The sequence below is a fragment of the Rhodovulum sp. P5 genome (assembly GCF_002079305.1).
GTDB lineage: Bacteria > Pseudomonadota > Alphaproteobacteria > Rhodobacterales > Rhodobacteraceae > Rhodovulum.
Map to the genome: position 1 here is coordinate 3,879,526 of NZ_CP015039.1, position 25,831 is coordinate 3,905,356.

23 protein-coding genes and 1 pseudogene are annotated in these 25,831 nt (G+C 66.6%); 12 read left to right on the forward strand and 12 right to left on the reverse strand.

Going from position 1 to position 25,831, the window contains the following annotated elements; genetic code table 11:
* Window positions 1–186 precede the first annotated feature (186 nt).
* From RGUI_RS18435 to RGUI_RS18445, 3 genes are all read left to right on the forward strand, one after another.
* Window positions 187–1,272: a TRAP transporter substrate-binding protein gene (locus tag RGUI_RS18435; RefSeq protein WP_081535560.1), complete on the forward strand. Its 1,086-nt coding sequence runs from the start codon at window positions 187–189 to the stop codon at window positions 1,270–1,272.
* Window positions 1,273–1,447: 175 nt separating this feature from the next.
* Complete coding sequence (locus tag RGUI_RS18440; RefSeq protein WP_081535562.1) at window positions 1,448–2,341, forward strand: TRAP transporter small permease subunit; 894 nt, start codon at window positions 1,448–1,450, stop codon at window positions 2,339–2,341.
* Window positions 2,342–2,358: 17 nt separating this feature from the next.
* On the forward strand, window positions 2,359–4,719 hold the full coding sequence (locus tag RGUI_RS18445; RefSeq protein WP_081535564.1) for a TRAP transporter large permease subunit: 2,361 nt from the start codon (window positions 2,359–2,361) through the stop codon (window positions 4,717–4,719).
* 100 nt (window positions 4,720–4,819) lie between these two features.
* Here RGUI_RS18445 and RGUI_RS18450 read toward each other — a convergent pair whose 3' ends face one another.
* From RGUI_RS18450 to RGUI_RS18460, 3 genes are all read right to left on the reverse strand, one after another.
* The gene (locus tag RGUI_RS18450; RefSeq protein ID WP_081535566.1) at window positions 4,820–5,656 is read right to left on the reverse strand and encodes an arginyltransferase; all 837 of its coding nucleotides are present in this window, start codon (window positions 5,654–5,656) and stop codon (window positions 4,820–4,822) included.
* Window positions 5,657–5,726: 70 nt separating this feature from the next.
* On the reverse strand, window positions 5,727–6,185 hold the full coding sequence (locus RGUI_RS18455; RefSeq protein ID WP_081535568.1) for an RDD family protein: 459 nt from the start codon (window positions 6,183–6,185) through the stop codon (window positions 5,727–5,729).
* Between the two features lie 80 nt (window positions 6,186–6,265).
* A complete protein-coding gene (locus tag RGUI_RS18460) occupies window positions 6,266–6,658 on the reverse strand; it encodes a DUF2852 domain-containing protein (protein WP_081535570.1) in 393 nt (130 codons plus the stop codon).
* 202 nt (window positions 6,659–6,860) lie between these two features.
* On the opposite strand from RGUI_RS18460, the gene RGUI_RS18465 reads away from it, so the two are divergent.
* Window positions 6,861–9,665 (forward strand): glutamine-synthetase adenylyltransferase, encoded by a 2,805-nt coding sequence (locus RGUI_RS18465; protein ID WP_081536170.1) that lies wholly within the window; start codon window positions 6,861–6,863, stop codon window positions 9,663–9,665.
* Window positions 9,655–9,921 (forward strand): hypothetical protein, encoded by a 267-nt coding sequence (locus tag RGUI_RS18470; protein ID WP_081535572.1) that lies wholly within the window; start codon window positions 9,655–9,657, stop codon window positions 9,919–9,921. The genes RGUI_RS18465 and RGUI_RS18470 overlap by 11 nt, the downstream gene beginning before the upstream one ends.
* A gap of 17 nt (window positions 9,922–9,938) precedes the next feature.
* Here RGUI_RS18470 and eda read toward each other — a convergent pair whose 3' ends face one another.
* Entirely contained in the window at window positions 9,939–10,580 is a 642-nt protein-coding gene (gene eda, locus RGUI_RS18475) for a bifunctional 4-hydroxy-2-oxoglutarate aldolase/2-dehydro-3-deoxy-phosphogluconate aldolase (RefSeq protein ID WP_081535574.1), read from the reverse strand.
* Between the two features lie 117 nt (window positions 10,581–10,697).
* Window positions 10,698–12,505 (reverse strand): annotated as a pseudogene (gene edd / locus RGUI_RS18480) (phosphogluconate dehydratase).
* Window positions 12,506–12,611: 106 nt separating this feature from the next.
* On the opposite strand from edd, the gene RGUI_RS18485 reads away from it, so the two are divergent.
* Together RGUI_RS18485 and RGUI_RS18490 are read left to right on the forward strand one after the other, a co-directional pair.
* Window positions 12,612–13,808: an RSP_2647 family RNA methyltransferase gene (locus tag RGUI_RS18485; RefSeq protein WP_081535576.1), complete on the forward strand. Its 1,197-nt coding sequence runs from the start codon at window positions 12,612–12,614 to the stop codon at window positions 13,806–13,808.
* Window positions 13,805–14,344: an RSP_2648 family PIN domain-containing protein gene (locus RGUI_RS18490; protein WP_081535578.1), complete on the forward strand. Its 540-nt coding sequence runs from the start codon at window positions 13,805–13,807 to the stop codon at window positions 14,342–14,344. The genes RGUI_RS18485 and RGUI_RS18490 overlap by 4 nt, the downstream gene beginning before the upstream one ends.
* A gap of 273 nt (window positions 14,345–14,617) precedes the next feature.
* Here the strand turns inward: RGUI_RS18490 and RGUI_RS18495 are convergent, their stop codons facing one another.
* A complete protein-coding gene (locus tag RGUI_RS18495) occupies window positions 14,618–15,313 on the reverse strand; it encodes a M48 family metalloprotease (protein ID WP_081536171.1) in 696 nt (231 codons plus the stop codon).
* 436 nt (window positions 15,314–15,749) lie between these two features.
* On the opposite strand from RGUI_RS18495, the gene modA reads away from it, so the two are divergent.
* Genes modA through modD form a run of 4 tightly spaced genes read left to right on the forward strand, consistent with a single transcriptional unit; the run spans window position 15,750 to window position 19,200 of the window.
* Complete coding sequence (gene modA, locus RGUI_RS18500; protein ID WP_081535580.1) at window positions 15,750–16,511, forward strand: molybdate ABC transporter substrate-binding protein; 762 nt, start codon at window positions 15,750–15,752, stop codon at window positions 16,509–16,511.
* Window positions 16,512–16,530: 19 nt separating this feature from the next.
* The gene (gene modB, locus RGUI_RS18505; protein WP_156883028.1) at window positions 16,531–17,199 is read left to right on the forward strand and encodes a molybdate ABC transporter permease subunit; all 669 of its coding nucleotides are present in this window, start codon (window positions 16,531–16,533) and stop codon (window positions 17,197–17,199) included.
* On the forward strand, window positions 17,196–18,314 hold the full coding sequence (gene modC / locus RGUI_RS18510; protein WP_081535584.1) for a molybdenum ABC transporter ATP-binding protein: 1,119 nt from the start codon (window positions 17,196–17,198) through the stop codon (window positions 18,312–18,314). Before modB ends, modC begins: the two co-directional genes overlap by 4 nt.
* Before the next feature lie 52 nt (window positions 18,315–18,366).
* Window positions 18,367–19,200: a ModD protein gene (modD, locus tag RGUI_RS18515; protein ID WP_253798618.1), complete on the forward strand. Its 834-nt coding sequence runs from the start codon at window positions 18,367–18,369 to the stop codon at window positions 19,198–19,200.
* A gap of 12 nt (window positions 19,201–19,212) precedes the next feature.
* Here the strand turns inward: modD and RGUI_RS21775 are convergent, their stop codons facing one another.
* Complete coding sequence (locus RGUI_RS21775; RefSeq protein ID WP_172841196.1) at window positions 19,213–19,365, reverse strand: hypothetical protein; 153 nt, start codon at window positions 19,363–19,365, stop codon at window positions 19,213–19,215.
* Between the two features lie 46 nt (window positions 19,366–19,411).
* On the opposite strand from RGUI_RS21775, the gene RGUI_RS18520 reads away from it, so the two are divergent.
* Entirely contained in the window at window positions 19,412–20,362 is a 951-nt protein-coding gene (locus tag RGUI_RS18520; protein ID WP_253798621.1) for a GNAT family N-acetyltransferase, read from the forward strand.
* Between the two features lie 4 nt (window positions 20,363–20,366).
* On the opposite strand, the gene RGUI_RS18525 is transcribed toward RGUI_RS18520, so the two are convergent.
* Genes RGUI_RS18525 through iorA form a run of 5 tightly spaced genes read right to left on the reverse strand, consistent with a single transcriptional unit; the run spans window position 20,367 to window position 25,604 of the window.
* Window positions 20,367–20,906, reverse strand: coding sequence for a 2-oxoacid:acceptor oxidoreductase family protein (locus tag RGUI_RS18525; RefSeq protein WP_081535588.1), 540 nt, complete (start codon window positions 20,904–20,906; stop codon window positions 20,367–20,369).
* Entirely contained in the window at window positions 20,906–21,754 is an 849-nt protein-coding gene (locus RGUI_RS18530) for a 2-oxoacid:ferredoxin oxidoreductase subunit beta (protein ID WP_081535590.1), read from the reverse strand. The genes RGUI_RS18525 and RGUI_RS18530 overlap by 1 nt, the downstream gene beginning before the upstream one ends.
* The gene (locus RGUI_RS18535) at window positions 21,751–22,893 is read right to left on the reverse strand and encodes a 2-oxoacid:acceptor oxidoreductase subunit alpha (protein ID WP_081535592.1); all 1,143 of its coding nucleotides are present in this window, start codon (window positions 22,891–22,893) and stop codon (window positions 21,751–21,753) included. Before RGUI_RS18535 ends, RGUI_RS18530 begins: the two co-directional genes overlap by 4 nt.
* Entirely contained in the window at window positions 22,890–23,780 is an 891-nt protein-coding gene (locus tag RGUI_RS21780; RefSeq protein WP_172841197.1) for a 2-oxoacid:acceptor oxidoreductase family protein, read from the reverse strand. The genes RGUI_RS18535 and RGUI_RS21780 overlap by 4 nt, the downstream gene beginning before the upstream one ends.
* Before the next feature lie 3 nt (window positions 23,781–23,783).
* Window positions 23,784–25,604 (reverse strand): indolepyruvate ferredoxin oxidoreductase subunit alpha, encoded by a 1,821-nt coding sequence (gene iorA, locus RGUI_RS21785; RefSeq protein ID WP_172841198.1) that lies wholly within the window; start codon window positions 25,602–25,604, stop codon window positions 23,784–23,786.
* Between the last annotated feature and the right edge of the window lie 227 nt (window positions 25,605–25,831).

Genomic DNA, 25,831 nt, shown 5'->3' on the forward strand with positions numbered 1-25,831 from the left:
GGGGGAATGCCTCAACTCATTGGCGAAACGCCCGATTTTCGGGCGTAATCGGTAAGTTCACCTTACGGATTTTTCGGATTTCCGGGGATCTCGCTATTTATCTGTGGGTGGCCTCTCGCTAGATTGCCGACACTCAAACGATCCGCCCGTCCACGAGGCGGGCATGATACCGGGAGGATTACCGACATGGATCGTCGTTCATTTCTGAAAAATTCTGCGCTGGGCGGCTCGGCGGCCGCTGCGGGCACGCTGGCCGCGCCCGCCTATGCGCAGGGCAAGCGTACCCTGACCATGGTCACCACATGGGGCCGCGGGCTGGCCGGTGTGCATGACGCGGCGCAATACTGCGCCGATGGCATCACCGCCGTGACCGACGGCCAACTGACCGTCGAACTCAAGGCCGCAGGCGAACTTGTGGGTGCCTTCGAAGTCTTCGACGCCGTGTCGTCGGGTCAGGCCGACATGTATCACGCGGTCGACTACTACTTCCTCGGCCAGCATCCGGCGCTGTCTTTCTTCAGCCAGATCCCGTTCGGCATGACCTTCCAGGAATATGCCAACTGGTTCTATCACGACGGCGGCCGCGATCTGGCCGACGAGCTTTACAGCATCTTCGGTCTGAAATGCTTCCCGGCCGGCAATACCGGCCCGCAGGCGGGCGGCTGGTTCGCTCGTGAAATCACCGGCCCGGAAGATTTCCAGGGCCTGAAGTTCCGGATGCCGGGGCAGGGTGGCAAGGTGCTGGGCAAGCTGGGCGCATCGGTCCAGAACCTGCCCGGTTCGGAAGTGTACCAGGCGCTGGCCTCCGGCGCGATCGAGGGGACCGAGTGGATCGGCCCCTGGGCCGACGAGAAGGCCGGTTTCCAGGAGATCACCAAGATCTACTACACCGCCGGTTTCCACGAGCCGGGTCCGAACCTCAACCTCACGCTCAACCTCGATGTCTGGGAAGACCTGACGCCCGCGCAGCAAGTCGCGGTGGAGCAGGTGTCGAGCGCCTGCAACGTCTGGAACATGTCGCAGTTCATGGCCAACAACTCGGCCGCGCTGCAACGTCTGCGGGCGGGTGGCGTCACCGTTCTGGAGTTCCCGGTGTCGGTCTGGGATGCGTTCGGCGTTGCCGCCAAGGAAGTGGCAGAGGAGCCGATGGACGACGACCTCTACAAGACGTGCTACGACAGCTACATGGCGTCGATGAAAAGCTCCGCCGGGTGGAACAGCCGGTCTCAGGCGATCTTCACCCAGCAGCGCGACCGTATCATGGGGCTGTAAGCACCGGATCGTAACAACAAGGATGCGCCCCCGCACAGGGCGCATCCCCCAGCCGGAACCTTTCGGCCGGACGCCATTTACCCACCGGGAGGAGGGGCGGCAGACCGGCAGACAGGTCCCCGCGACATGAAATCGCCGATCCTGCCCACCGGGGGCGGCGCAAGGGGGGAAAGGGATGCTCGACGGCATTCTGTGGGTCTTTCAGAATATCGGCCTGGCCTTCTACCACTTCGACTATGCGGTGACGCATCCCGGGCTGTGGCTGGATTGGTCCGACAAGCAGGCGATCATGCGCTTCGTCTATTACGGCGGCTCGACGGAGTTCTTCTTCGTCGTGTTCACCGCGTTCCTGATGCTGACGGCACTGGGCATATGGCGACGGTCGATCATGTGGGGCGCGGTGCGCGTGCTTGAAGGCTTCGCCAACTCCGTGGGCCGCGTGGTGGCCTGGGCCGGTCTTCTGATGGTTCTGCAGCAGGTGATGATCGTCTTCCTGCAACGCATCTTCCGCGTCGCCGAGATCGAGCTTGGGCCGTTCGGCTATTCCTTCGCCAAGGACCTGTCCTGGTGGGGGGAGGAACTGAAGCTTTACAACGCGATGATCGTGGCGCTGTGCGTGACCTACACCTTCGTGCAGTCGGGCCATGTGCGGGTCGATCTGGTCTATTCGGCGGTCGGGCACCGGGCGAAACGCGTGATCGACATGTTCGGCTCTCTGTTCTTCATGATGCCGATGGCGGTGCTGATCTGGATGTATGCGTGGTTCTTCATGTGGCGCCACCTGATCACGCCGAAACCCTCTGCCTCCGACAGTATCGAGCGGTTGTTGATGAAGGCCCGCGCGGTGCGCTGGAATGTCGAGACCATCGGGTTCTCGCCCAACGGGTTCAACGGGTATTTCCTGTTCAAGGTGCTGCTGGTTGCCCTTGCGGGCCTGATTTTCCTGCAGGCCATCGCGTTCTTCTACCGCTCCTTCCTCGAAATGGTCGAGGGGGAGGACAGCGTCGGAAAATACCTCGACCGGGACAGCCTTGGCGCCGGTGAAGAAGCCTATGAAGGCACGCATTAAAGGGGCTGGGCATAGTCATGCTTTTCGGACTTGATGGCATCGAGATCGGCCTGATCATCGTCTTTCTCTGCCTCTTCAGCGGGATCCTGTCGGGCTTCCCGGTGGCCTTCGCCATCGGCGGGTCGGCCATCATTTCCTTCGGTGTCATCGCCAGCCTCGACAGTGCCGGTCTGCTCATGCATCAGGCGATCGACACCGGCAGCGCGGCCTATAACGCGCTGATCGCGCAAGGGCTGCACCCCGACGCGATATCGCATTTCCGATACCCCGACCTGCCGACATATGAGGAACCGCTGTTCCCCCGCGGGTGGGAGGTCGCGCTTGACCGGAACATCAGCTTCATCGTGAACCGCATCAACGAACGCGTGCTTGCGGGCCAGTCGATCGAGACGCTGCTGGCGGTGCTGATGTTCGTGCTGATGGGCATCACGCTGGAACGGTCCAAGATCGCCAATGACCTGCTGACGACGATGGCGCGGGTCTTCGGGCCGCTGCCGGGCGGTCTGGCCGTGTCGGTCGTTGTCGTGGGGGCGTTCCTTGCGGCCTCCACCGGGATCGTGGGGGCGACGGTGGTCACCATGGGGCTGCTCAGCCTGCCCACCATGTTACGCAACAAGTATTCGCCGGAACTGGCCACGGGGGTGATCGCAGCCTCCGGCACGCTGGGGCAGATCATCCCACCCTCGATCGTGATCGTCCTGCTGGGCACGCTGGCCGGGGACCTCTACGCCACCGCGCAGGAACAACGGGCGCAGATCGCGGGCTGTTCCGACGCGCTGACCTATCTGGGAGAGGCCGCGGTCGTCTCGGTCGGTACGCTGTTTCAGGCAGCGATCCTGCCGGGGATCCTGCTGGCGGTGCTCTATGGTGTCTACGCCTTCGGTTATGCGCTTCTCAACCCGTCCAAGGCCCCGCCGGTTGTTGCCGCGGGCGCGCAGGCCGGGGACCGCGGGTCGCGCAAGGCGGCGCTGACATGGCTTCTGGGCGTGCCGGTCGCGCTCATCGCCGCGGCGACGATGGCGACATGGGTCGGCTTTGCGGGCAGTCAGGACATCACGGTTTCCAGCTTCTCGGAACGGGGGCAGGGCGCCGTCCTGCGCACCAACGTGTCCGAACAGTGCCAGGCCTCGATGATCGAGTTGCACGGGCAGGAGAAATGGGATCTTGCCGTCCGGCAGCAGCAGGCGCTTGAGGCGTCCGGCGCGGCGATCGAGTCCCGTGAACTGACCGCCGAAGAGATCGAGGCCGCGCGGGCCGACAAGATCGCGAATGCGGCACCTGTCTCTACCCCGGTTCTGATCGGGTTCATGCTTCTGGCCCTGATCCTCGCCTTTTCCCGCGGGATCGTTCCGACGGCCGGCACGCGGCCGCTGATCGTCGGCGCGGCGGGGGTCTTGCTGGCCTTTGCCGTCGATGCCCTGTTCATCACGCCCCTGACGACGCCGGGCACCGCGTTCCTGCTGTTGGCCGTGCCGCTTGCGATCACGCTTTACGGTGTCCGCTATGCGGTGGGTCTTCTGGGCCATTCAGAGCTTTTGCGGGTGGTGTTCCCGCCGCTTGTGCTGATCGTGGCGGTGCTCGGTTCCATCCTTGGGGGCATCACCAACCCCACACCCGCCGCGGCGCTGGGCGCGGGCGGGGCGCTGATGCTGGCCGCCTATCGCAAGCTGAGCGAGGAACAGGGATCGGGCAAGCTGATCATCTGGGCGTCCTTTTCCATCGTGATCATGATCCTTGTCGGCGTGAATTTCGATTTGCGGGTGCATCGCGAAACCGTGCCGGTGGAAGACTGGATCGCCTTCCTTGTCGCGCAGGGTGCATACCACTTCGCGATGCTGGGGATCCTCTATTCCTGCTTCGTGCTGTTGCGTTCGGGCGTGCTGGCCCCGGTGGTGCGGGAAACTGCCAAGGTCACGTCGATGGTGTTCACGATCCTGATCGGGTCGCAGCTTCTGAACCTCGTCGTGATTTCCTTCGGCGGCGAACACTACATCCAGCAATTCCTGCGCAGCTTCGACAACGAGTTCACGGTATTCCTGCTGGTGATGCTGGTGCTTTTCGTGCTGGGCTTCGTGCTGGATTTCCTTGAGATCATCTACATCGTGGTGCCCATCGTCGGCCCGGTGATCTATGGCGGCACGTTCGACCCGAAATGGGTGACGATCATGATCGCGGTCAACCTGCAGACCAGCTTCCTGACACCGCCCTTCGGCTTTGCGCTGTTCTACCTGCGCGGCGTGGCACCCAAGGAGGTCACGACGATGCATATCTATCGCGGCATCGTTCCCTTCGTGCTGATCCAGGTGCTGGGGCTGGCGATCCTGTGGTATTTCCCCGACATCGTGACCATCGTGCCCAGCCTGCTGCCGAACGGCTAAGGCGCGCCAATCCGCGGGCTGGCGCGGGGCGTGATCCTGCCACAAGATGACCGGTTCAGCCGGCCATCAGGGCGCTGACGGGTCTGTCGTAACGTTTGGGTCAGCCCTTCGTCGGCCGCGTATCCGGCAGGGTGATCTTGGCCACCTGTTCGGCAATCGGGGCGACCGACAGCGGGTGGGTTTCGCCGTTGTGGGACTCGGCGTCGCCGATGTCCTGCCATGCGCCGTTCTTGTAGATCTCCAGCGCGTCGAAGTTCGACTTGTAGCCCATCTTCGGGCTGCCCGGCACCCAGTAGCCCAGGTAGACGTAAGGCAGGTTGGCCTCCCGCGCGATCTCGATATGGTCGAGGATCACATGGGTGCCGACCGACCGGCTTGCCCTTTCGGGTTCGTAGAAGGAATAGACCATCGACAGCCCGTCATCGAGGATATCGGTCAGGCTGACGGCCACCAGCGGGCGGTGGCGGCTGCCCTCGGGCGGATCGGCGCTGTATTCCACGACGCGCGAACGCACCGGGGTTTCCTCGATCATCGCGGCGAATTCGAAGATGTCCATGTCGGCCATCCCGCCATCGGCGTGACGACTGTCGAGATAGCGGCGGAACAGCGTGTATTGTTCCTCCGTTGCCCAGGGGGAACTGGCCTGCCGTTTCAGGTCGGAATTGCGGTTGCGGGCCTTGCGCTGGCTGCGCGTGGGTTTGAAATCCGCCACCCGGATCCGGGCCGACAGGCAGGCGGTGCAATCCGCGCAGGCCGGCCGGTAAAGCACGTTCTGGGACCGCCGGAACCCCTGCTTGGACAGGGAGTCATTCAGCGTTTCGGACGTGTCCCCCTGCAATGCGGTGAAAAGCTTCCGCTCCATCCGTCGGGGCAGATAAGGGCAGGGTTGTGGCGCAGTCACATAGAACTGCGGCGCGAGCGGGAGCGTGTGGCGCATGGCAAAAATCGGTCATTCCAGTGTTACGAATACGCTAACACCGGCTTTGCCGCCCGCCAAGTCCGTTCGCTCATGTTGTGGCGGGACGGTTAATGGCTGCCGTCCCAAGAATATGGTCGCCAAGGCCCTGGGCCCGCGCCCCCGTAAGCATGAGGATGATGGAGACCAATTGCGGCAGCACAAGGGCCAGACTGGCCGAATAGATCAGCGTATGTATGGCAGCGGTCGCCGTATCCAGCCGTTCGCCACGGGCATTGCGCATCTCGATGGACACAAGGCGCATCCCCCATGTGGCCGATCCGCGGGCCAGCGTCACCGTGCGATAGGCGAAGGCCACCAGAACGCTGAGGGCGGGCAGAAAGAAGATCGCCGTGAAGGCGGTGAAGGGCACGGCCAGAAGCGACAGCACAAGGATGACGATCATGTCGAAGATCCACGCCACGAACCGCTTGGTCGGGACGTTTGCATAGAATTCGGCGTGGCTGTCGGGGTCGGGCAGGCCCCAGTAGGGATCGGATATGTGAGACATGGCTTTAAGGTAGGCAGGCTCTGATGCAATGAAAGGGGGACACGCCGGCGAAGGGGGCCGGCGTGTCGGTGGGGCGGGCGTCAGGCCTCCGCGGGGGTTTCGCGGGCGCGACGGGCGCGGTCTTCCATGAACTGGTCGAACTCGGCCTTGTCCTTGGCCTGGCGCAGCCGTTCAAGGAACTCTTCGAACGCGTGCTGTTCATCCTCCAGCCGTTTCAGCGTTTCGGCCTTGTAGGCGTCGAAGGCGCTGTTGCCGCTGCTGCGGAATGCGTGTTGCGCGTGGCGGAAACGGCTGTGGCGGGATTTGCAGGAACCGGTGAACATGCGTTTGCTCCAGATCAGATAGGCAAGAAGGGCAAGCCCGATGGGCCAGAAGAAGATGAAGGCGAGCACGAGGGCGGCGATCCACGCGCCCTTGCCGCGCTCGTCCAACCAGCTTTCGGCCCGGCCGGGCCAGGTGGCGACGGAAGACATGATGTTACTCCTCGGGGTCGGTCGGCTTTATGTGAATGCTTTTCACATGACATGAGATTGGCATGGGGTGGGGCCGGTTCAAGGCGAGATGTAAAATATATTCACATTTTCTTCCGGCCCCGTCCGCGGGTGGCGTCGGCCGGGGGCGACCTCTGCCGACAAGGCCGTTGACCGCCCGGCAATGCCCCGGCATCACTGCTGCATGAGTTTTGCATCGCGCCTGACCCGAACCCCCATCGCCCATGATACGGACCGTGCGACCGAAGCCGCCGCACGATTTGCCAGCCAACCGCCAGAGGTCCTGGCCCTGTTGACCGGTACGGCCGGATGCAGCCCCTATCTGTGGGCCCTGATGACGCGTGAGGCGGAGTGGATCGAACCGGCACTGGCCGAGGACCCCGACAGCGCCTTTGCGACCCTGATGGCCGATGTCGCCACACTGCCGCTGGAGGGGCTGAAAACCGGGCTCAGGGTCGCCAAACGCCGCGCCGCCCTATTGATCGCGCTGGCCGATCTGGGGGGCGTCTGGCCGCTGGAACGGGTGACGGCGGCCCTGACGGATTTTGCCGATCTCTGCGTCGACACCACCATCAAGCGTCTGGTCGCGGCGGAAATCGCCCGGGGCAAACTGCCCGGCCAGACCGAGGACGATGCCGCGACGGCGGGGGGCATGGTCGCGCTGGCGATGGGCAAGCAGGGGGCCCATGAACTCAACTATTCTTCGGACATCGACCTGATCGTCCTGTTCGACCAGGACCGGTTCGACGAGGCCGACTTTCACGAGGCGCGCAGCGTCTTCATCAAGGTCACGCGCCGGATGACGTCGCTGTTGTCGGAACTGACGGGGGAGGGCTACGTCTTTCGGACCGACCTGCGGCTGCGCCCCGATGCGTCGGTAACGCCCGTCTGCATGTCGATGGAGGCGGCCGAACGGTATTACGAAAGCCTTGGCCGCACATGGGAACGCGCGGCCCATATCAAGGCGCGGCCCTGTGCGGGGGATATTCAGGCGGGCTGGGACTATCTCGATCGCCTGCGTCCCTTCGTCTGGCGCAAGCATCTCGACTTCGCCGCGATTCAGGACGCCCATGACATGCGGATGCGCATCCGCTCTCACAAGGGTTTGCACGGGCCGATCACGCTGCCGGGGCACAACATGAAACTGGGCCGTGGCGGGATACGGGAGATCGAGTTCTTCACCCAGACCCGCCAGCTCATCGCCGGCGGGCGGGACCCGGAGTTGCGGGTGCGTGGCACACTCGACGGTCTTGCCGTTCTGTCGGCCAAGGGCTGGATCCCGTCCGATGTGGCCCAGCGGCTGACAGAGGACTACCGCGCCCATCGCGAGGTCGAACACCGGTTGCAGATGGTCAACGATGCCCAGACCCATGTCCTGCCCGGCACGGATGACGGTCTTGACCGGATCGCGCATTTCACGGGGGAAGGCGACGTTCGGCAGTGGCGGCAAACGCTCACCGCGCGGCTGACCCGCGTGCATGAATTGACCGAGGATTTCTTTGCGCCGGACAAGGCCGACCGCGAAACCGTGACCCTGCCGAAAGAGGCCGAGAGTGTCGTGGAGGCCTGGCCGCACTATCCCTGCTGCCGGACGGCGCGGGCGCGCGAGATCCTCAAACGGCTGAAGCCGGACCTGTTCGGGCGGCTGTCGCGCGCCCCGCGCCCGGTGGAGGCGTTCGTGGCCTTCGACGGGTTTCTCAAGGGGCTGCCCGCCGGGGTGCAGCTCTTCTCGCTGTTCGAGGCCAATCCGCACCTGATCGACCTGATCATCGACATCACCAGCGTCTCGCCCGATCTGGCCCAGTACCTGTCGCGCAATGCCCGCGTTCTGGATGTCGTGATCGCGGGCACCTTTTTCGAGGACTGGCCGGGCAAGGCGGCGCTGCACGACGACCTGTCCAAGCGGTTGTCCGCGATCGGGCACTATGAGGGTCAGCTTGACGCCGCGCGGGGCTGGGCCAAGGAATGGCATTTCCGCATCGGGGTGCATTTCCTGCGCGGGCTGATCGATGCCGAAACCGCCGGGGCCGAATATGCCGATCTGGCAGAGGCGGTGCTGTCCGCCCTGTGGCCGGTCGTGGTCGGGAATTTCGCGGCCAAGCATGGCGACCCGCCGGGCAAGGGGGCCGTGGTTCTGGGCATGGGCTCGCTCGGCGCGGGGCAGTTGACGGCGAAGTCCGATCTCGATCTCATCGTGATCTACGATGCCGACGGGGTGGAGCAGTCCGAAGGCCGCCGCCCGCTGGCTTCGCGCACCTATTACGCCCGTCTCACCCAGGCGTTGGTGACGGCCCTGACCGCCGCGATGAGCGAGGGCAAGCTTTACGAGGTCGACATGCGCTTGCGCCCCTCGGGCAACCAGGGGCCGGTGGCGACATCGATCCAGAGTTTCCGCAACTACCAATTGGACGAAGCCTGGACATGGGAGCACCTGGCCATGACCCGCGCGCGCCCCGTGGCGGGCGACGCGGCCGTGACGGCAGAGGTGGAGGCGTTCCGGCGTGATCTGCTGCGCCAGAAGGCGGACATTGAGAAAACCCTTTCCGGCATTGTCGACATGCGCCAGCGGCTGGCCGAAGCCAAACCCGCGAAGTCGGCATGGGACGGCAAGCAGGGGCCGGGCCGGGGGCAGGATATCGAACTGATCGCCTCGGCCGCCGCCCTGATCGCGGCCAGCCCCGCCACATCGGTGCCCGACCAGCTTGCCGCCGGGGTGGCGGCCGGATGGCTGCACCCGCCCGAGGCCGACACGCTGCTGGAGGCCTACCGGTTGCTGCGCAAGGTGCAGGGGGCGGCCAAGCTGATCTCTGACCGGCCGCTCGACCCCGCGACGCTGGGTGACAGCGGCCTGACTTTCCTGCTGCGGGGGACAGGGGCAGAAAGCGCCGAGGCGTTGGAGACCCTGTTGAACGACGCGCGCGCCCGGGCCGCCGGGATGATCGAAACGGTGATCGCACGGGGCCCAGTCGGGGGGCAGGATGCGGATTGAGGACGCCGACCCCAAGGGCCTGATCCGGGAATCCTATCGCATCGAAGGCTTGGGCGAGGTCGAATGCCGGTCGATCTTCTTCGACTGGTCGCTGGACCTGCCCGCCACGACAGATGCAAGGCGCGCGATCAAGCGGCTGCTGGCCGAATACGGGCGCGACACCGCCGATCACCCGATGACGGCTGTCCTGCGGTCCGGCCTTGACGCGGCCCCCAGGCCGCGGCGGCGGGGTGGGGCGGCAGGACGCAGGAACTAGACCGCTTGCCCGGCGCGTCAGCGCGGCAGGCCGGCCGCCTCTGCGGCAAGGGCCGTGATCCCCGCCCAGTCCCCGGCTGCGACTATTTCTTTTGGGGCGACCCATGATCCGCCCACGCACAGCGTGTTCGGCAGGGAAAGATAGGCGGGCGCGTTGGCGGGCGTGACCCCGCCGGTCGGGCAAAAGCGGATTTGCGGCAGCGGGCTGGCCAGCGCCTTTAGTGCCGGAACGCCGCCCGCGGCCTCTGCCGGGAAGAACTTCTGAACCGTATATCCCCGTTCCAGCAGCGCCATCGCCTCGGTCGCCGTGGCCGCCCCGGGAAGCAAAGGCAAGTCCCCCGCCCGGGCCGCGTCCAGCAGCGCGGGGGTCGACCCGGGCGATACGCCGAAGCGTGCCCCGGCCGCTTGCGCGGCCTCGACATCGGCGGGTGTCAGCAATGTTCCGGCCCCCACGATGCCGCCCTCGACCTGCGCCATCTCGGCGATTGCCTCCAGCGCGGCGGGCGTGCGCAGCGTCACCTCCAGCACCGGCAGACCGCCGGCGACCAGCGCCTCGGCCAAGGGCCGGGCGGTCCGCGCATCCTCGATCACAAGCACGGGGATGACCGCGGCGCGGCGGCACAGGGCCTCGGTCATTTCACTGGCGGCATGGGGGGTCATGGGCTGGGGCCTCCGTAAGAGTTGTCGGGCGCGGTCAGAGTGATGTCCCGCGCGCCCGCGAACAATGCCCAATCCGCGCCGAAGGGGAAATTTACCGGGCCTTCGGGGCGGTCCGTGTCAAACCCCCAGGCTGCCCGCGCCGCAATCGGCCGGGCGGGCCATCTGGCGGAACGTCTCGAACAACTCGCGTCCCATGCCCGTCTGGTTGGCCGACAGGTCCGGGGTGACCGCGGCGCGGTCCAGCGCACCGTCGGTCAGCACATCCAGCGTACCGGCGGCGGCGTCCAGCCGGACAAGATCGCCATCGGCAAGCCGTGCCAGCGGCCCGCCATCGGCGGCCTCGGGGCTGACATGGATCGCCGCGGGCACCTTGCCGCTGGCCCCCGACATCCGCCCGTCGGTGACCAGCGCGACCTTCAGCCCCCGATCCTGCAGCACCGCCAGCGTGGGCGTCAGCGAATGCAGTTCCGGCATCCCGTTCGCCTTCGGCCCCTGAAAGCGGACCACGACGATGGTGTCGCCCGTGAATTCCCCCCGCTTGAAGGCGGCCTTAACGTCTTCCTGATCGTGGAAGATGCGCACCGGCGCCTCGATCACATGGCGTTCCGGTGCCACGGCAGAGACCTTGATGATCCCGCGGCCCAGATTGCCGTCCAGCGTCCGCAGCCCGCCGGTCGGCTGGAACGGGTCCGCGGCCGGGCGCAGGATGCGGTCGTTGCGGCTGTGGGTCGGGCCGTCCTCCCATGCCAGCGCGCCATCCTTCAGCTTCGGCTCCTGCGTATAGGTGGCCAGCCCGCCGCCCGCGACGGTCAGCGTGTCGGGATGCAACAGCCCCGCCTCCAGCAACCCGCCGATCATGTAGCCCAGACCGCCCGCCGCGTGGAAATGGTTCACGTCGGCCAGACCGTTGGGATAGACCTTGGCCATCAGCGGCGTGACGGCCGACAGCCGCGCGAAATCCTCGATATCCAGCACGATCCCCGCGGCCCGCGCCATCGCTGGCAGGTGCAGCACAAGGTTCGTCGACCCGCCCGTCGCCATCAGCCCCACGATCCCGTTGGCAAATGCGCGTTCGTCCAGCACCTGCCCCGCGGGCGTATAGGCGTTGCCCAGGGCCGTGATCTCCAGCGCCCGTTTCGCGCCGGCCACGGTCAGCGCATCGCGCAGCGGCGTGCCGGGGTTGACGAAGCTGGCGCCGGGCAGGTGCAGGCCCATCACCTCCATCAGCATCTGGTTGGAATTGGCGGTGCCGTAAAAGGTGCAGGTGCCGGGGCTGTGGTAACTCTCCATCTCCGCCTTCATCAGCGCGTCGCGGTCGACCCGGCCTTCGGCGAATTGCTGGCGGACCTTGGCCTTTTCATCGTTCGGCAGGCCGCTTGGCATCGGGCCTGCGGGCAGGAAGACCGCCGGCAGATGGCCGAAACTGGCCGCGGCGATCACCAGCCCCGGCACGATCTTGTCGCAGACGCCCAGAAACACCGCCGCGTCGAAGGTGTTGTGGGAAAGCGCCACCGCCGCGGCCATCGCGATCACGTCGCGGGAAAAAAGCGACAGTTCCATCCCCGTCTGCCCTTGGGTGACCCCGTCGCACATGGCAGGCACGCCGCCGGCCACCTGTGCGGTGGCCCGGCCTCGGCCGCGGCCTGCTTGATCAGGGCGGGGAAGCGCTCAAACGGCTGATGTGCCGACAGCATGTCGTTATAGGCCGTGACGATCCCGAGGTTGGGCGCGCGCCCCTCTGCCAGCCGGTCCTGTGCCGGGCCCATCGCGGCATAGGCATGGGCCTGGTTGCCGCAGGTCAGATGCGCCCGGGCGGGGCCCTGTTCGGCGGCCCGCGCGATGCGCTCAAGATAGGCTTGGCGGCTGTCCTTCGACCGGGCCACGATGGCCTCGGTCACCTGTTGCAGGACGGGGTTCAGGGCCATGTCGGGCTCCTTCCGGTTCCGATCCGGTTCGATATAGTCCGGGGACGTCAACGGGAAAACCCCGCGGCCCCTTTCCGCCCGCTCTGCAAGGGCGTATGCAGCGGATATGACAGACACCCGCCCCACCGTCCGCCTGCGCCCCAAGGCCGAGGCCCGCGCCATCCGCCATGGCTTCCCCTGGGTCTATGCCGATGAACTGGTCACCGACCGCCGCACCAAGGCGCTTGCCCCCGGCACGCTTGCCCGGTTGGAGGATGCGGAGCGTCAGCCGCTGGCGCTGGTGGCGGTGAACCCGCAGTCGAAGATCATCGCCCGCGTGCTGGACCGCGATCCGGATGCCGAGGTTGACGCGACATGGTTCGAAGATCGTCTGCGGCACGCCGTGGCGCTGCGCGACCGGCTGTACGACGCGCCTTTTTATCGCCTTGTCCATGCAGAGGCCGACGGCCTGCCCGGTCTGGTGATCGACCGTTTCGGGGACGCCGCTGTGATCCAGCCCAACACCGCGTGGACGGAGGCCCGGCTGGACATGCTGGCCGGGGCGCTGACCGCCGTCACCGGGGTGACGACCATCGTCAAGAACGGATCGGGCCGGGCGCGCGTGCTGGAGGGGCTGGACGAAGAGACCGGCATTTTGCGCGGCGATCTGGCCGGGTCGTTGCCGGTGCCGATGAACGGCGCGACCTACGTGGCCGATCTGCTGGGCGGGCAGAAGACGGGGCTGTTCTTCGACCAGCGGGACAACCATGCTTTCGCACAGAAACTTGCCAAGGGCGCGCGGGTGCTGGACGTGTTCTCCCATGTCGGCGGCTTTGCCCTGGCCGCACTGGCCGCAGGGGCCGACCGGGCACTGGCGGTCGACGGATCGGCCCCCGCGCTGGAGCTTGCAGAACAGGGTGCCGCGGCGATGGGCGCGGCCGACCGCTTTGCCACACGCAAGGCGGATGCCTTCGACTGCATGACGGCACTGGCAGAGGAGGGGGCAGAGTTCGATCTTGTCATTTGCGACCCGCCCGCCTTCGCCCCGTCGAAACAGGCACTGGATGCAGGGCTGCGGGCCTATGAACGGGTGGCGCGCCTTGCCGCCGCGCTGGTGGCGCCGGGCGGGTATCTTGCCCTTTGCTCCTGTTCGCATGCCGCCGATCTGGCAAGGTTCCGCGCAGCATCGGCCCGCGGTATCGGCAAGGCCGGGCGGCGCGGGCAGATCATCCATACCGGATACGCGGCCCCCGACCACCCGGTGCTGCCCCATCTGGCGGAATCCGGCTATCTCAAGGCGCTGTTTTTCCGGTTGATGCCGTGAAGGTGTTGCTGGACGCCTGCGTCCTGTACCCCACCGTATTGCGGGAAATCCTGCTGGGCGTGGCGGGTAAGGGGTTGTTCCAGCCGCTCTGGTCCGCCCGGATACTGGAGGAATGGGCCCGCGCCGCCCGCAAGATCGGCCCCACCGGAGAGATGCAGGCCCGGGCGGAAATCGCGCTGCTGCGCGCGGCATGGCCGGGGGCAGAGGTTGCTGTGCCCGCGGGGCTTGAGGCGCGGCTCTGGTTGCCGGACCCGGCCGATATCCATGTGCTGGCCGCCGCCATCGCGGGCAACGCGGACACGATTGTCACCTTCAACGCGCGCGATTTCCCCCGGGACACGCTGGCCGAAGAGGGCCTGCGGCGCGACGCGCCCGACGCGCTGCTGCTGGACCTGTGGCAGACCCATCCCGATGCGGTCGCCGGGGTGGTGGACGCCGTCCGGCAAGAGGCCGCGCGCCTGTCGGGGGAGGAGATGGCCGTGCGCGCACTGTTGAAACGCGCCCGCCTGCCGCGTCTGGGCAAGGCGCTGGAATAGGGGACTGAACGAGGACACCGAAGGGCAGGTGCCGGAACGGGGGCCCGTCACGTACCGCGCTGCCAGAGTGTCTGGCGCGGAGGCAAGGCCGCAGGCCGCCGCGCCATCGCCGGGCCGACCCCACGGCACGGCGATATGGCGAAGCAGGTGCGCCGCCGGAGGTTCTTCGGGCTTGGCACGATAAACTGCCCCCCTCGTCCGTTGTATCGCCGCGCCTCGGCCCGCCAATGGCGCGGCTCTGATCTGCATCTGGCCAAGGCGCTGGCCGCCTGATCAGGTTGCGTCGATGGTATTCCAGCGCGCTTCCAGCGCCTCGATGGCCTTCACGCGCTCATCGGTCTTGGGGTGGCTCATCAGCCAGGCGGGCATGACGCCGCCGCGCCCGGCGGTCAACTCCTCCAGTTTGCGGAACAGCGACTTCTGCGCGGCCGTCCCGATGCCCGACTTGGTCAGCAGCGCCGCGGCATAGGCGTCGGCCTCGTACTCGTCCTGTCGGGACAGCCGGGCGGCCAGAAGTGCTGTCAGAGCGTTCGCGATATAGACCCCGATCCCCGGCAGGAACCGGCTGAGGATCATGGCAAGCGCGGTGCGCAGCGCATTTTGCCCGGAAAAGTCGATCATCCGCCGCCGGGAATGGCCCAGCGCCACATGGCCCAGTTCGTGGGCGATGACGCTGGCCATTTCCTCTGCCGTCACCTCGCCCGCGCGATAGCGGTTGTAAAACCCGCGCGTCAGGAAAATCCGCCCGTCGGGTGCGGCCAGCCCGTTGACCGGGTCGATTTCATAGATGTTCACCCGGATCCGCGGCAATTCCAGCGCCGCCGCCATCCGGTCTGTCATCGCCTTCAGCCGCGCATCGGCCAGTTCGGTCGATTTCGCATCCAGTTCGCGCGCGGTGCGCCATGCTGAAAAGCGGTACATCGCGACGGCGTACAGGATCGCCAGCAAAAGGGGGGTCAGCTTCAACATGGGCGCAATATGGGGCGCGGGTCGGGGCATGGCAAACGCACGCGCCCCGAATTGGCCAGAGTTTCGCATGCGAAACGTTTGAAAATTTCCTTAACCGGCCTGTTTTGCGGCCAGACATATCCCCGCATGCCGAATATGCGTGCAATTTCCGAGTAAAAGTGTCACCCAAGCGTGGCAGGCTGACGCGGTGCCCTTTCGCAACCGCAATTCGCTATGTAGGTTCGGTGCATAACGATTGCCGTCCCCTGAAAGTTCCCCCATGGCCGAGACTGTCCTGACCCCTGCGCTGACCGTCGAACCTGCCGGTTTGTCCCCTGTGTGCGGGGACGTTTGCTGGCCGGTGCACGCGGTGGACGAACACGGCCCCGGCACCGCCATGCCGCCGGCATCGCGGACGTCGCCATTCCCGATGCCCAAGACCCCGAAAGGATGTTCCATGACCCGTTTCCCGTATTTCCGACCGTCCCTTGCCGTTCTGGCGCTGTCGGTGGGCCTTGCCGGGCCTGTCCGGGCAGACGACACCATAATCGCCGTCGCGGCCAACTTTACGGCCGCGGCCAAGGAAATCGGGACGGCCTTTGAAACGGCGACGGGCCATCACGTCACCTACAGCTTTGGCTCCACCGGGCAGCTTTACACCCAGATCACGCAAGGCGCGCCGTTCGAGGCATTCCTGGCCGCCGACACCGCCCGCCCCGAAAAGGCAGAGGCCGCGGGGCTGGGCGTGCCCGGCACCCGCTTTACCTACGCCACCGGCAAGATCGTGCTGTGGAGCGCGGACCCCGACCTGATCAACGCGGACGGTGATATCCTGCACTCCGACGCGCTGACCCATGTCGCCATCGCCAACCCGGTGACCGCGCCCTATGGCGCCGCGGCGGTCGAGGCGATGCAGGCGCTGGGCGTCTACGAGGCCCTGCAACGCCGGATCGTGCAGGGCAAGACGATCCTGCAGACCTATCAGTTCGCGGCGACCGGCAATGCCGATGTGGGGTTCGTGGCGCTGTCGCAGGTGGCGATGGACGATGCCGGGTCCCGCTGGGGCGTTCCCGATGACCTTTACGCGCCGATCCGGCAGGATGCGATCCTGTTGCAGAAGGGCGCTGACAGCGCAGCGGCGGCCGCCTATCTCGACTTCCTGAAAAGCCCCGAGGCCGCCCGGATCATCGAGCGGTTCGGCTACGGCACCGGCGGCTGAGGGCATGGGAGGCAGCCCGATGTTCGACGCGGCGATGACCCAGACGATCCTGCTGACCCTGCGTCTGGCCGGGATCACCACGGTCGTCCTGCTTCTGGTGGGTACGCCGCTGGCCTGGTGGCTGGCGCAAGGCCGCGGCCTGTGGAAAGAGGTCGTCGCCGCCATCGTGTCGCTGCCCATCGTGCTGCCGCCGACGGTTCTGGGGTTCTACCTGCTGATCGCGATGGGGCCTGACAGCCCGTTGACCGCGATCCTTGGCCGGTCGCTGGCCTTCACGTTCGAGGGGCTGGTTCTGGGCTCGGTCATTTATTCGCTGCCCTTCGTGGTCAACCCGATCCGCAACGCGTTCGAGGCGATGGGCCCCCGCCCGATGGAGGTGGCCGCGACGCTGCGGGCCGCACCGCTGGACGCCTTCTTCACCGTGGCGCTGCCCTTGGCACGGCCCGGTATCCTGACCGGGGCGATCCTTGGCTTCGCGCATACGGTCGGCGAATTCGGCGTGGTGCTGATGATCGGGGGCGGTATTCCCGGCCAGACCAAGGTGCTGTCGGTGACGATCTTCGACTATGTCGAGATGCTGGAATGGGGCAAGGCGCATGTGCTGGCGGGCGGCATGCTGATGATGTCCTTCGCCGTGATCCTGACCATGCTGCTGATCGAACGCCGCCTGACACGGGGGCAGCGATGATCGAGGCCGCGTTTTCCGCCGACCGCGGCGGGTTTCGACTGGATGTCTCCTTCACCGTGCCGGGGCAGGGGGTCACGGCTCTGTTCGGGCCGTCGGGATGTGGCAAGACCACGGTGCTGCGCTGTCTGGCAGGGCTTTTGCGCCTGCCGGGTGGGCGGCTGGTCGTCAACGGGGAGGAATGGCAGAACGGCCGCCGCATCCGCCCCGCCCATCGCCGCGCGGTCGGTTACGTGTTTCAGGAGGCGAGCCTTTTCCCCCATCTGTCGGTCCGCGAAAACCTGCGCTTCGGCTTGCGCCGGTCGAAAGGCCCGGTGCAGATCGGTGAGGATGAGGTCGTGGACCTGCTGGGCATCGCGCGGCTGTTCGAACGGCCCACTGCGGCGCTGTCGGGGGGGGAGCGTCAGCGGGTCGCCATCGGCCGGGCGCTCTTGTCGCAGCCCAAGCTCTTGTTGATGGACGAACCGCTGTCTGCGCTGGACCGGTTCAGCAAGGATGACATCCTGCCCTATCTGGAAAAACTGCACGCGACGCTCTCGATCCCCGTCGTCTATGTCAGCCACGATATCGCCGAGGTCGAGCGTCTGGCCGACACCCTTGTCCTGATGGACACCGGGCGGGTGCGGGCCGCCGGGCCGATTGCGGAGCTTCTGTCGGACCCGGCCCTGCCGCTGATCCACATGCCGCAGCCCGCCGCCGTGATCGAGGGGGAGGTCGTTGCCACCGATCCGAAATATGGGCTGACTGATGTGCGCGTCCCCGGCGGGCGGCTGACCGTGGCAGGGGATCTGGGGCCCAAGGGCACCCGGCGGCGTCTGCGCATCCCGGCCAGCGATGTCAGCCTTGGCCGCCACGCGCCGCTGGACACCACCATCCTGAACGCCCTGCCTGCCCGCATCGTGGGGGCCGAACCCGAGGCCGAGCACCAGATGACGGTGCGCCTGCGGCTTGGCCCCGATGGCACCGGCGCGCCGCTTCTGGCGCGGGTGTCGCGAAAGTCGTGGGACACGCTGACCCTCCGCCCGGGCGAACTGGTCGTGGCGCGGCTGAAGGCCGTGATGCTGGGCGACAACAGCAGTGCCTCGGGCAAGGCCGGCCCCGGCACTCCCCCCGGATAGCCCCGTAACCGAAGCCTCGCCGATCACGCGAAAGGACCGATGCCCGATGTTCATGCTCGATGACAAAGCCCTGATGTGTCTTTTGAAGGAAGACGTGCCCAACGGCGATCTGACCACGCGCAGCCTGGGGATAGAGGGGCAGAAGGCCAACCTGACCATGCGCGCACGCTATCCCATGACCGTTTGCGGCACGGAAGAGGCGGCGCGCCTGTTCGCCCTTGTCGGGGCGGCGGCGGATGTTTCGGCCGAAAGCGGCACGCAGGCCGCGGCGGGGGATCTGCTGCTGGCGACAAGCGGGTCGGCCGCGTCCCTGCTTGCGGGTTGGAAGGTGGCGCAGACGCTGGTCGAATGGGCCTCTGGCGTGGCGGGGGCTGCGGCGGCGATCGTCACGGCGGCGCGGGCCGTGGATGCGGGGGTGAACGTGGCCTGCACGCGCAAGGCCATTCCGGGCACGCGGCCCCTGTCGCTGAAGGCGGTGACGGTCGGGGGCGCCACGATCCACCGCACGGGGCTGTCCGATACCGTGCTGCTGTTCCCCGAACATCGGGTCTTTGGCGGCGCCGGGGCCCTGCACGACCAGATCGCGCGCCTGCGGGCGGCCTGTCCCGAACGCCGCGTGGTGGTCGAGGTGAAAAGCCACGACGAGGCGCTGGAGGCCGCCAAGGCCGGCGCCGATGTCCTGCAACTGGAGAAGTTCCCGCCAGAGGACGTCGCCGCCACCGCCACGGCGCTGGGCCCGCACTGGCCGGGCTGCATCGCCGCGGCAGGCGGGATCAATGCCGGCAATGCGGCGGCCTATGCCGCGGCGGGGGCGAGGGTGCTGGTGACCTCGTCGCCCTATTATGCAAAGCCTTCGGATGTTGCCGTGACCATCGAGGCCGCCTGACGGCGCACAGACCTATCGCCCCAGCAGCCAGAGCGCGCCCTGGATCAGCATCACGATGACGGCCAGTGGCAGGGTGATCACCAGCGCGACCCACAAGGCCCCGGCGATGGTGGGTTTCGGGGGCGGGGCATGCACGCCCTGAACGGTCTCGGTCACTTTTGTCATGGGGCCATTTACACTTGATTAGCCTTTCTTTGGGTTAACATGCGGTATGGAAATCACATGGTCCGAGGCCCAGCGCCCGAAAACGCCGAAAGGCGCGCCGATGCCGATGCAGCAGCACCGGGCCTATGGCGCGGCGTGCAAGCGCATCGGGTCTCAGGTGATGTGGCTGGAGGGACGCGCGGGCGGAAAACCCGTGGCCAGCGCGCAGATCCTGCGGCGGACATGGCCGCTGTTCGGGCAGTTCGCGTTGCTGTCCCGCGGGCCGCTGTTTGCCCCGTCCGTGGGGGCAGCGGATGCAGGCCGCGCAACCCGTGATCTGGTCGCGATGCTGGCGCCGGACCATCGCGGCGTGATGGCGACGCCCGATTGCATCGACGGGCGCGATCCGCTGATGGGGCAGGGGCTGTTGCAGATGGTGACGGGCGGCCATGTCGCGCGCCTGTCGCTCAAGGAACCCGAGGCGGCGCTGCGGGCTGCCCTGCATCAGAAATGGCGCAACCGCCTGAAACGGGCAGAGGGGGCGGGGTTGTTCCTCGACAGTGGGCCGATGCCACCCGATCCCGGCCATTGGCTGTTGCGGGAAGAGGCCCGGCAGGCCAGCCAGCGCCGCTATGCCCGCCTGCCGCCGGAATTCGCCGTGGCCTGGGCGAGCCTTGGCGAAAGCCTGCTGGTCACGGCCAGCGACAAGTCCGGTCCGGTGGCGGGGATGCTGTTCCTGATCCATGCGCCCTGGGCCAGCTATCACCTTGGCTGGACGTCCGAAGACGGGCGCAGGATGGATGCCCATAACCTGCTGATGTGGACCGGCATGCTAGCGCTGAAGGCGCGCGGGCTGACGGCGCTGGAACTCGGCACGCTCGACACGGTCAAGACGCCGGGGCTGGCCCGGTTCAAGCTGGGCACCGGTGCGGTTCCCGTGCCGCTTGGCGCCACCTGGATGCGCTCGGTCGGCAGCGGCGCGGTGGCGCGGCTGGCGGGATTGCGGCGGGCGGCCTGATCTCTCAGGCCGGGACCGGTGCCTCTGCCATCGCCTTGCCGGCGGCGAAGGCTTCCCGGTTCAGTTGCGCGAATTTCGCAGGTGTCATCGCCAGGATGCTGCGTTCCAGCGCGTCCGCGTCACAGACCTTGCCCAAGGCGACCAATGCCCCCAGCGCCACGATATTCGTCACCCGCGGATTGCCCAACTGCCGGGCGGTTTCGGTGAAAGGCAGGGCGTGCACGGTGAACGGCCCCTCTGGCAGCGTCGTCACCCGTTCGGCATCGGCCAGCACCACCGACGCGGCGTCCAGCAGATGGGTGGAGGCCGTCGCCGCGGCCTCGTCCAGGATAAGCAGGAAGTTCAGCCGGCGGCTGAGGGGATAGTCCGCCTCCCCGTCGCTGATCACCAGATCCGACCGGGACAGCCCCCCGCGCGACACCGGCTCATAGGCGTTCGACTGCGCGATGTTGCGCCCCTCTTCGGCCAGCGCTGCGGCAAGGATGCGCGCCGACAACAGCAGGCCCTGCCCGCCGCTGCCGCTGAAACGGATTTCGGTGGCCATCAACCGCCCTCCCTCTCGCCGCGGATCATCGCCGCCATCGACCGGTAGGCAGCGCCATATTCCGGGCGTTCGTTCTGCGACAGGACCCCGGTGCGCAAGGCGTTGGGCCGGAACGGCACGTCCACGGTGTTGCGATAGGCATAGGGGCGCATCTCGCTTTTCTTGGCCAGCATCATCTCGGGCGAGGCGCCGAGATCGTTCTTGCGGCCGTAGATCTCGGTGCAGTCCGACAGCACCTCGACGAAGGAAAAGCCCTCATGCCCCAGCGCCTGCCGGATCAGGTCGCGCAGGGCAAGCACCTGCATTGTCACCTCTCGCCCGACAAAGCCCGCGCCCGCCGCGGCGGCCAGTGCGCAGGCATCGAAGGTGGGTTCGGTATTCCCCGCCTGCGTGGTGGAGGTATAGCGCCCCTCCGACGTGGTGGGGGACACCTGCCCGCCGGTCATGCCGTAGATCTCGTTGTTCAGCATGATGCAGGTGATATCCAGATTGCGGCGCGCGGCATGGATCAGGTGGTTGCCGCCGATGGCAAGGCAGTCGCCGTCGCCGGTGATGACGATCACATGCAGGTCGGGACGCGCCAGTTTCAGACCGGTGGCAAAGGTCAGCGGGCGGCCATGGGTGGTGTGAAAGGTGTTGGCGTCGATATAGGCGGACAGGCGCCCCGAACAGCCGATGCCCGAAACCACGGCCAGCTTGTCCTTGTCGATGCGGGCGTCGTGGATGGCCCACAAAAGGGCGCGCAGCGCGATGCCGTGCCCGCAGCCGGGGCACAGGAAATGGGGCATCTGGTCCTGCCGCAGCCAGTCGTTGACGTCGAAGGCGGCCTCAACGGTGGTGTCTTTCATCGCAGCGCCTCCCGCGCCTTTGCGGCAATCTCGTCGGGCGTGATCGCCTGCCCGTCAACCTTGCCCAGCCCTTCGACCGTGGCGCGGCCGGCCAGCACGCGCTCGACCTCCAGAACCAGTTGGCCCTGATTCATCTCGGGCACCAGCACGGTCTTCGCGCCTGCCTTGGCCACCGTTTCGCGCAGCGCATCCTCGGGGAAGGGCCAGAGCGTCACCGGGCGGAACAGCCCGACCTTAAGCCCCTCGGCCCGCAGGTCCTTGACCGCCTGCCGGGCGGCGCGGGCGGAAATGCCGATGGCGACGATCAGCAGGTCGGCGTCGTCGGTGTCCTGCACCCGCCAGCTTTCGATCCTGTCACGGTGCAGGATCAGCTTGTCGGTGGTGCGGTTCAGCGCCTCCGCCGCGACGGTCGGCACCTGCGTCGGGAAGCCGCCCGGCGCATGGGTCAGGCCGGTGCAGTGGGCGCGATAGCCGTCGCCGGGCCGCGCCATGGGCGGGATCATGTCCTCGGTCACCTCGTAGGGCTCGAACCCCTCTACCGGGCCATCGGCGAACTTGCGCCAGACCTCCGGCGCCTCTGGCACGGCGGCCAGATCGACGGTTTCGGTCAGATGGCCGATCACCTCGTCCAGCAGCACCACGACCGGCACCCGCAGTGTTTCGGACAATTCCACCGCGCGGATGGTTTCGGAATACGCCTCTGACACCGAGGCCGGGGCCAGCACGATGATCGCGTGGTCGCCATGGGTGCCCCAGCGGGTCTGCATGATGTCGCCCTGGGCGGGGCGCGTGGGCATCCCCGTCGACGGGCCGCCGCGCATGACGTTGACCACGACGCAGGGGATCTCTGCCCCGCAGGCATAGCCGAGATTTTCCTGTTTCAGCGAAAAGCCGGGGCCAGAGGTCGCCGTCATCGCCTTCACGCCCCCCATCGAGGCGCCGATCACGGCGCCCATCGAGGCGATCTCATCCTCCATCTGGATGAAGGTGCCGCCCACCTTGGGCAGTTCGCGGGACATGACCTCGGCCACTTCCGAGGACGGGGTGATGGGGTAGCCTGCAAAGAAGCGGCAACCGGCGCGGATCGCGCCCAGCGCGCAGGCCTCGTTGCCTTCCAGATTGCGGCGCGTCGCAGTCATTCGGCGGGCTCCGTTTGGGGAATATTCGTAACCTTGATCGCCTGATCGGGGCAGAGCCAGGAACAAAGCTGGCAGCCGGTGCAGAGATCGGGCAGGGCAAGTTCGGCCTTGAGCTGGTCGTTCAGCCGCAGGCAGCGCTCGGGGCACATCTTCACGCATATATCGCAGCCCTTGCACCATTCCTGCGTGATCTCCAGCACGGTATCGACCTGCGGGTGATGCACCTCCACATGGGACTTGTGCAGGCCCGAGGCGGTGACATCGATGCGCTTTTCGCCCAGCTTGGCCCACTCCCGGCCCTCGGCAAAGGCTTGCCGGTTGATCTCTACCGATTTCGGCGGGACGGTGGCCGAGATGATGTCGACCCAGGCCTCTGGCGGGAAGTCCAGAACCGTGGACAGCGCGCCCAGCAGCACCGTGTTCGATGCCCGCGCATTGCCCAGATTGGCCGCCATGGTGGTGGCGTCCATGACATAGCCTGCGTGCACCTGTTCGATGATCTCCTCGGGCGTCTGGGGCGCATAGGCGGGCTCTGCCCCGCGCTTGCGGTTGCGGCAGGCAAAGGGCGGCACGATCTTCTGGCAATCGGCGATGAAGGTCCCGGTGTCGGGCTTGAGGTGTTTCAGCCAGCGCAGGCCTTCCGCCCATTCCAGCGCCACGAGGATATCGACCTCGCCCTCGGGGATCGTGGGCGACCAGACCTTGGGGCCAAAGCGGACATGGCTGAACACGCCGCCCCCGCGCTTGGCCATGCCATGGACTTCGCTTTGCTTCACATCGTGGCCGTCGGCCTGGCAAAGCTGCGCCAGCACCTTGGACACCATGATCACGCCCTGTCCGCCGACGCCGACGATCAGCACATTCGTTGTCGTATTCGGTTTGCTCATGGGTCAGGCAGGCTCCGCAACCGGTTTGATCGAGTGGCTGGTGCAAAGCTGCGCGCACAGGCTGCAGCCGATGCAGGCCTCCGGGTCGATCTTCACCTTGTGGCGGCCGTCGTGCCAGCCTTCGGACCATGTGATCGCCGGGCAGCCAAGGTTCATGCAGGCCTGACAGGCGATGCAGCTTTCCTGCTCGACCTCCATCGCCGGGCCCTTGATCTTGACCGGGTCCAGCACGCAAGGCCGGTCGGAGATCACCACCGACACGCCCTTGTAGGCCGTTGCCTCGCGCAACTGCTGCTGCATCGTGGCGGTGTCGTAGCTGTCGATCTTCTGCACCCATTTCACGCCCAGCGATTTCACCAGATCGAAGAAATCGACGCGCGGGGCGATCTCTCCGCGCAGGGTCCGGCCGGTGCCGGGGTGATCCTGCCCGCCGGTCATCGCGGTGATGTGGTTGTCGAGGATGAAGACGGTGATGTTGGCGTTGTTGTAGACCGCGTCGATCAGCGGCGGGATGCCCGAATGCAGGAAGGTGGAATCGCCGATGGTCGCCACGATCGGCTTGGTCTCGGTCCCCGCCTTGGCCATGCCGACCGCGTTGGCGATGGAGGAACCCATGGAGACACAGGTGTCGATGCTTTTCAGTGGCTCCACCACGGCAAGGGTGTAGCAGCCGATATCGCCGGCCACCCGCGCATCCATCGCGCGCAGCGCCATGAAACAGGCCGCATGGGGGCAGCCCGCGCACAGCACCGGCGGGCGCACCATCGGGGCGAATTCGAAGGGGGCCGCGTTCTTGCGCGGCTCCATCAACCCGGCCTTGGCAAAACCGTCATGGACGATTTCGGGCGAGAATTCGCCCTCGCGCGGGAAGAACGCCTTCCCCTCGCACGCGACGCCCATGGCCTTCAGCGCGTCCTCGATCAGCGGTTCCAGTTCCTCCACCACGATCACCCGGTCGACGCCGGCGGCGAAGTCGCGGATCAACTGGTCGGGCAGGGGATAGGTGACGCCGAGTTTCAGGACAGAGACGTCCGGCAGGCATTCCTTCACATAGGTATAGGGGATGCCCGAGGTGATGACGCCGACGCGGGTATCGCCCGGCTCCACCCGGTTCAGGGGATTGTCGGTCAGCCATTCCTTCAGCCGCCGTTCGCGTTCCAGCACCTGCCCGTGCTGCATCCGGGCATGGGCGGGGATCATCACGTTCTTGCGCGGGTTGTCGGCAAAGGCGCGCCCCTCTGGCGCCGTGCGCTCGCCCAACTGCACCGCGCTGCGGGTATGGGACAGGCGGGTGGTGGACCGCACGAAGACCGGCGTGTCGAACGCTTCGGAGATGTCGAACGCCTGGCGCGTGAATTCCAGCGCTTCCTGTCCGTCCGACGGTTCCAGCACCGGCACCTGAGCAAAGCGGGCATAGATCCGGCTGTCCTGTTCGTTCTGGGACGAATGGATGCCCGGGTCGTCGCAGACGGCCACGACCAGCCCGCCATTGACCCCGATATACGAGAACGACATCAGCGCATCGGCGGCCACGTTCATGCCGACATGTTTCATCGCCGTGAAGGCCCGTGCCCCTGCGAAGCTGGCCCCGATGGCCACGTCCATCGCCGTCTTTTCGTTGGTCGACCACTGGGCGTGGATGTCGGCGGCCGGATAGGTGGCGACGTTTTCCATAATCTCGGTCGACGGCGTGCCGGGATAGGCGGCGGCGACCTTGCAACCGGCCTCCCACACGCCGCGGGCGATGGCCTCGTTCCCGGTCATGGGGCGGATGGCACCGGCAGCAGTCGGGGTGGCGGTGGCGGACCGCAGGGCTTGCGTCATGGGCTGGCGTCCTGTTTCGCGCGTTTCAAGTGCAGAAAGTTACGTGCATTCCAAACTTTGAGCAATTTGGTAATACATGGCGGATCGCCGCAGTCGTTGACATGGGTCAACAGCCCGGGGTGACAGCTCTCGGGGTGCCAAAGTGTAGCGGGAAATTCACGCGCGAATCCTCTCTTTTGCAGTACATTCTCCCGCGTGGGATGCGCGATGAGGCAGAATGCTTCGCA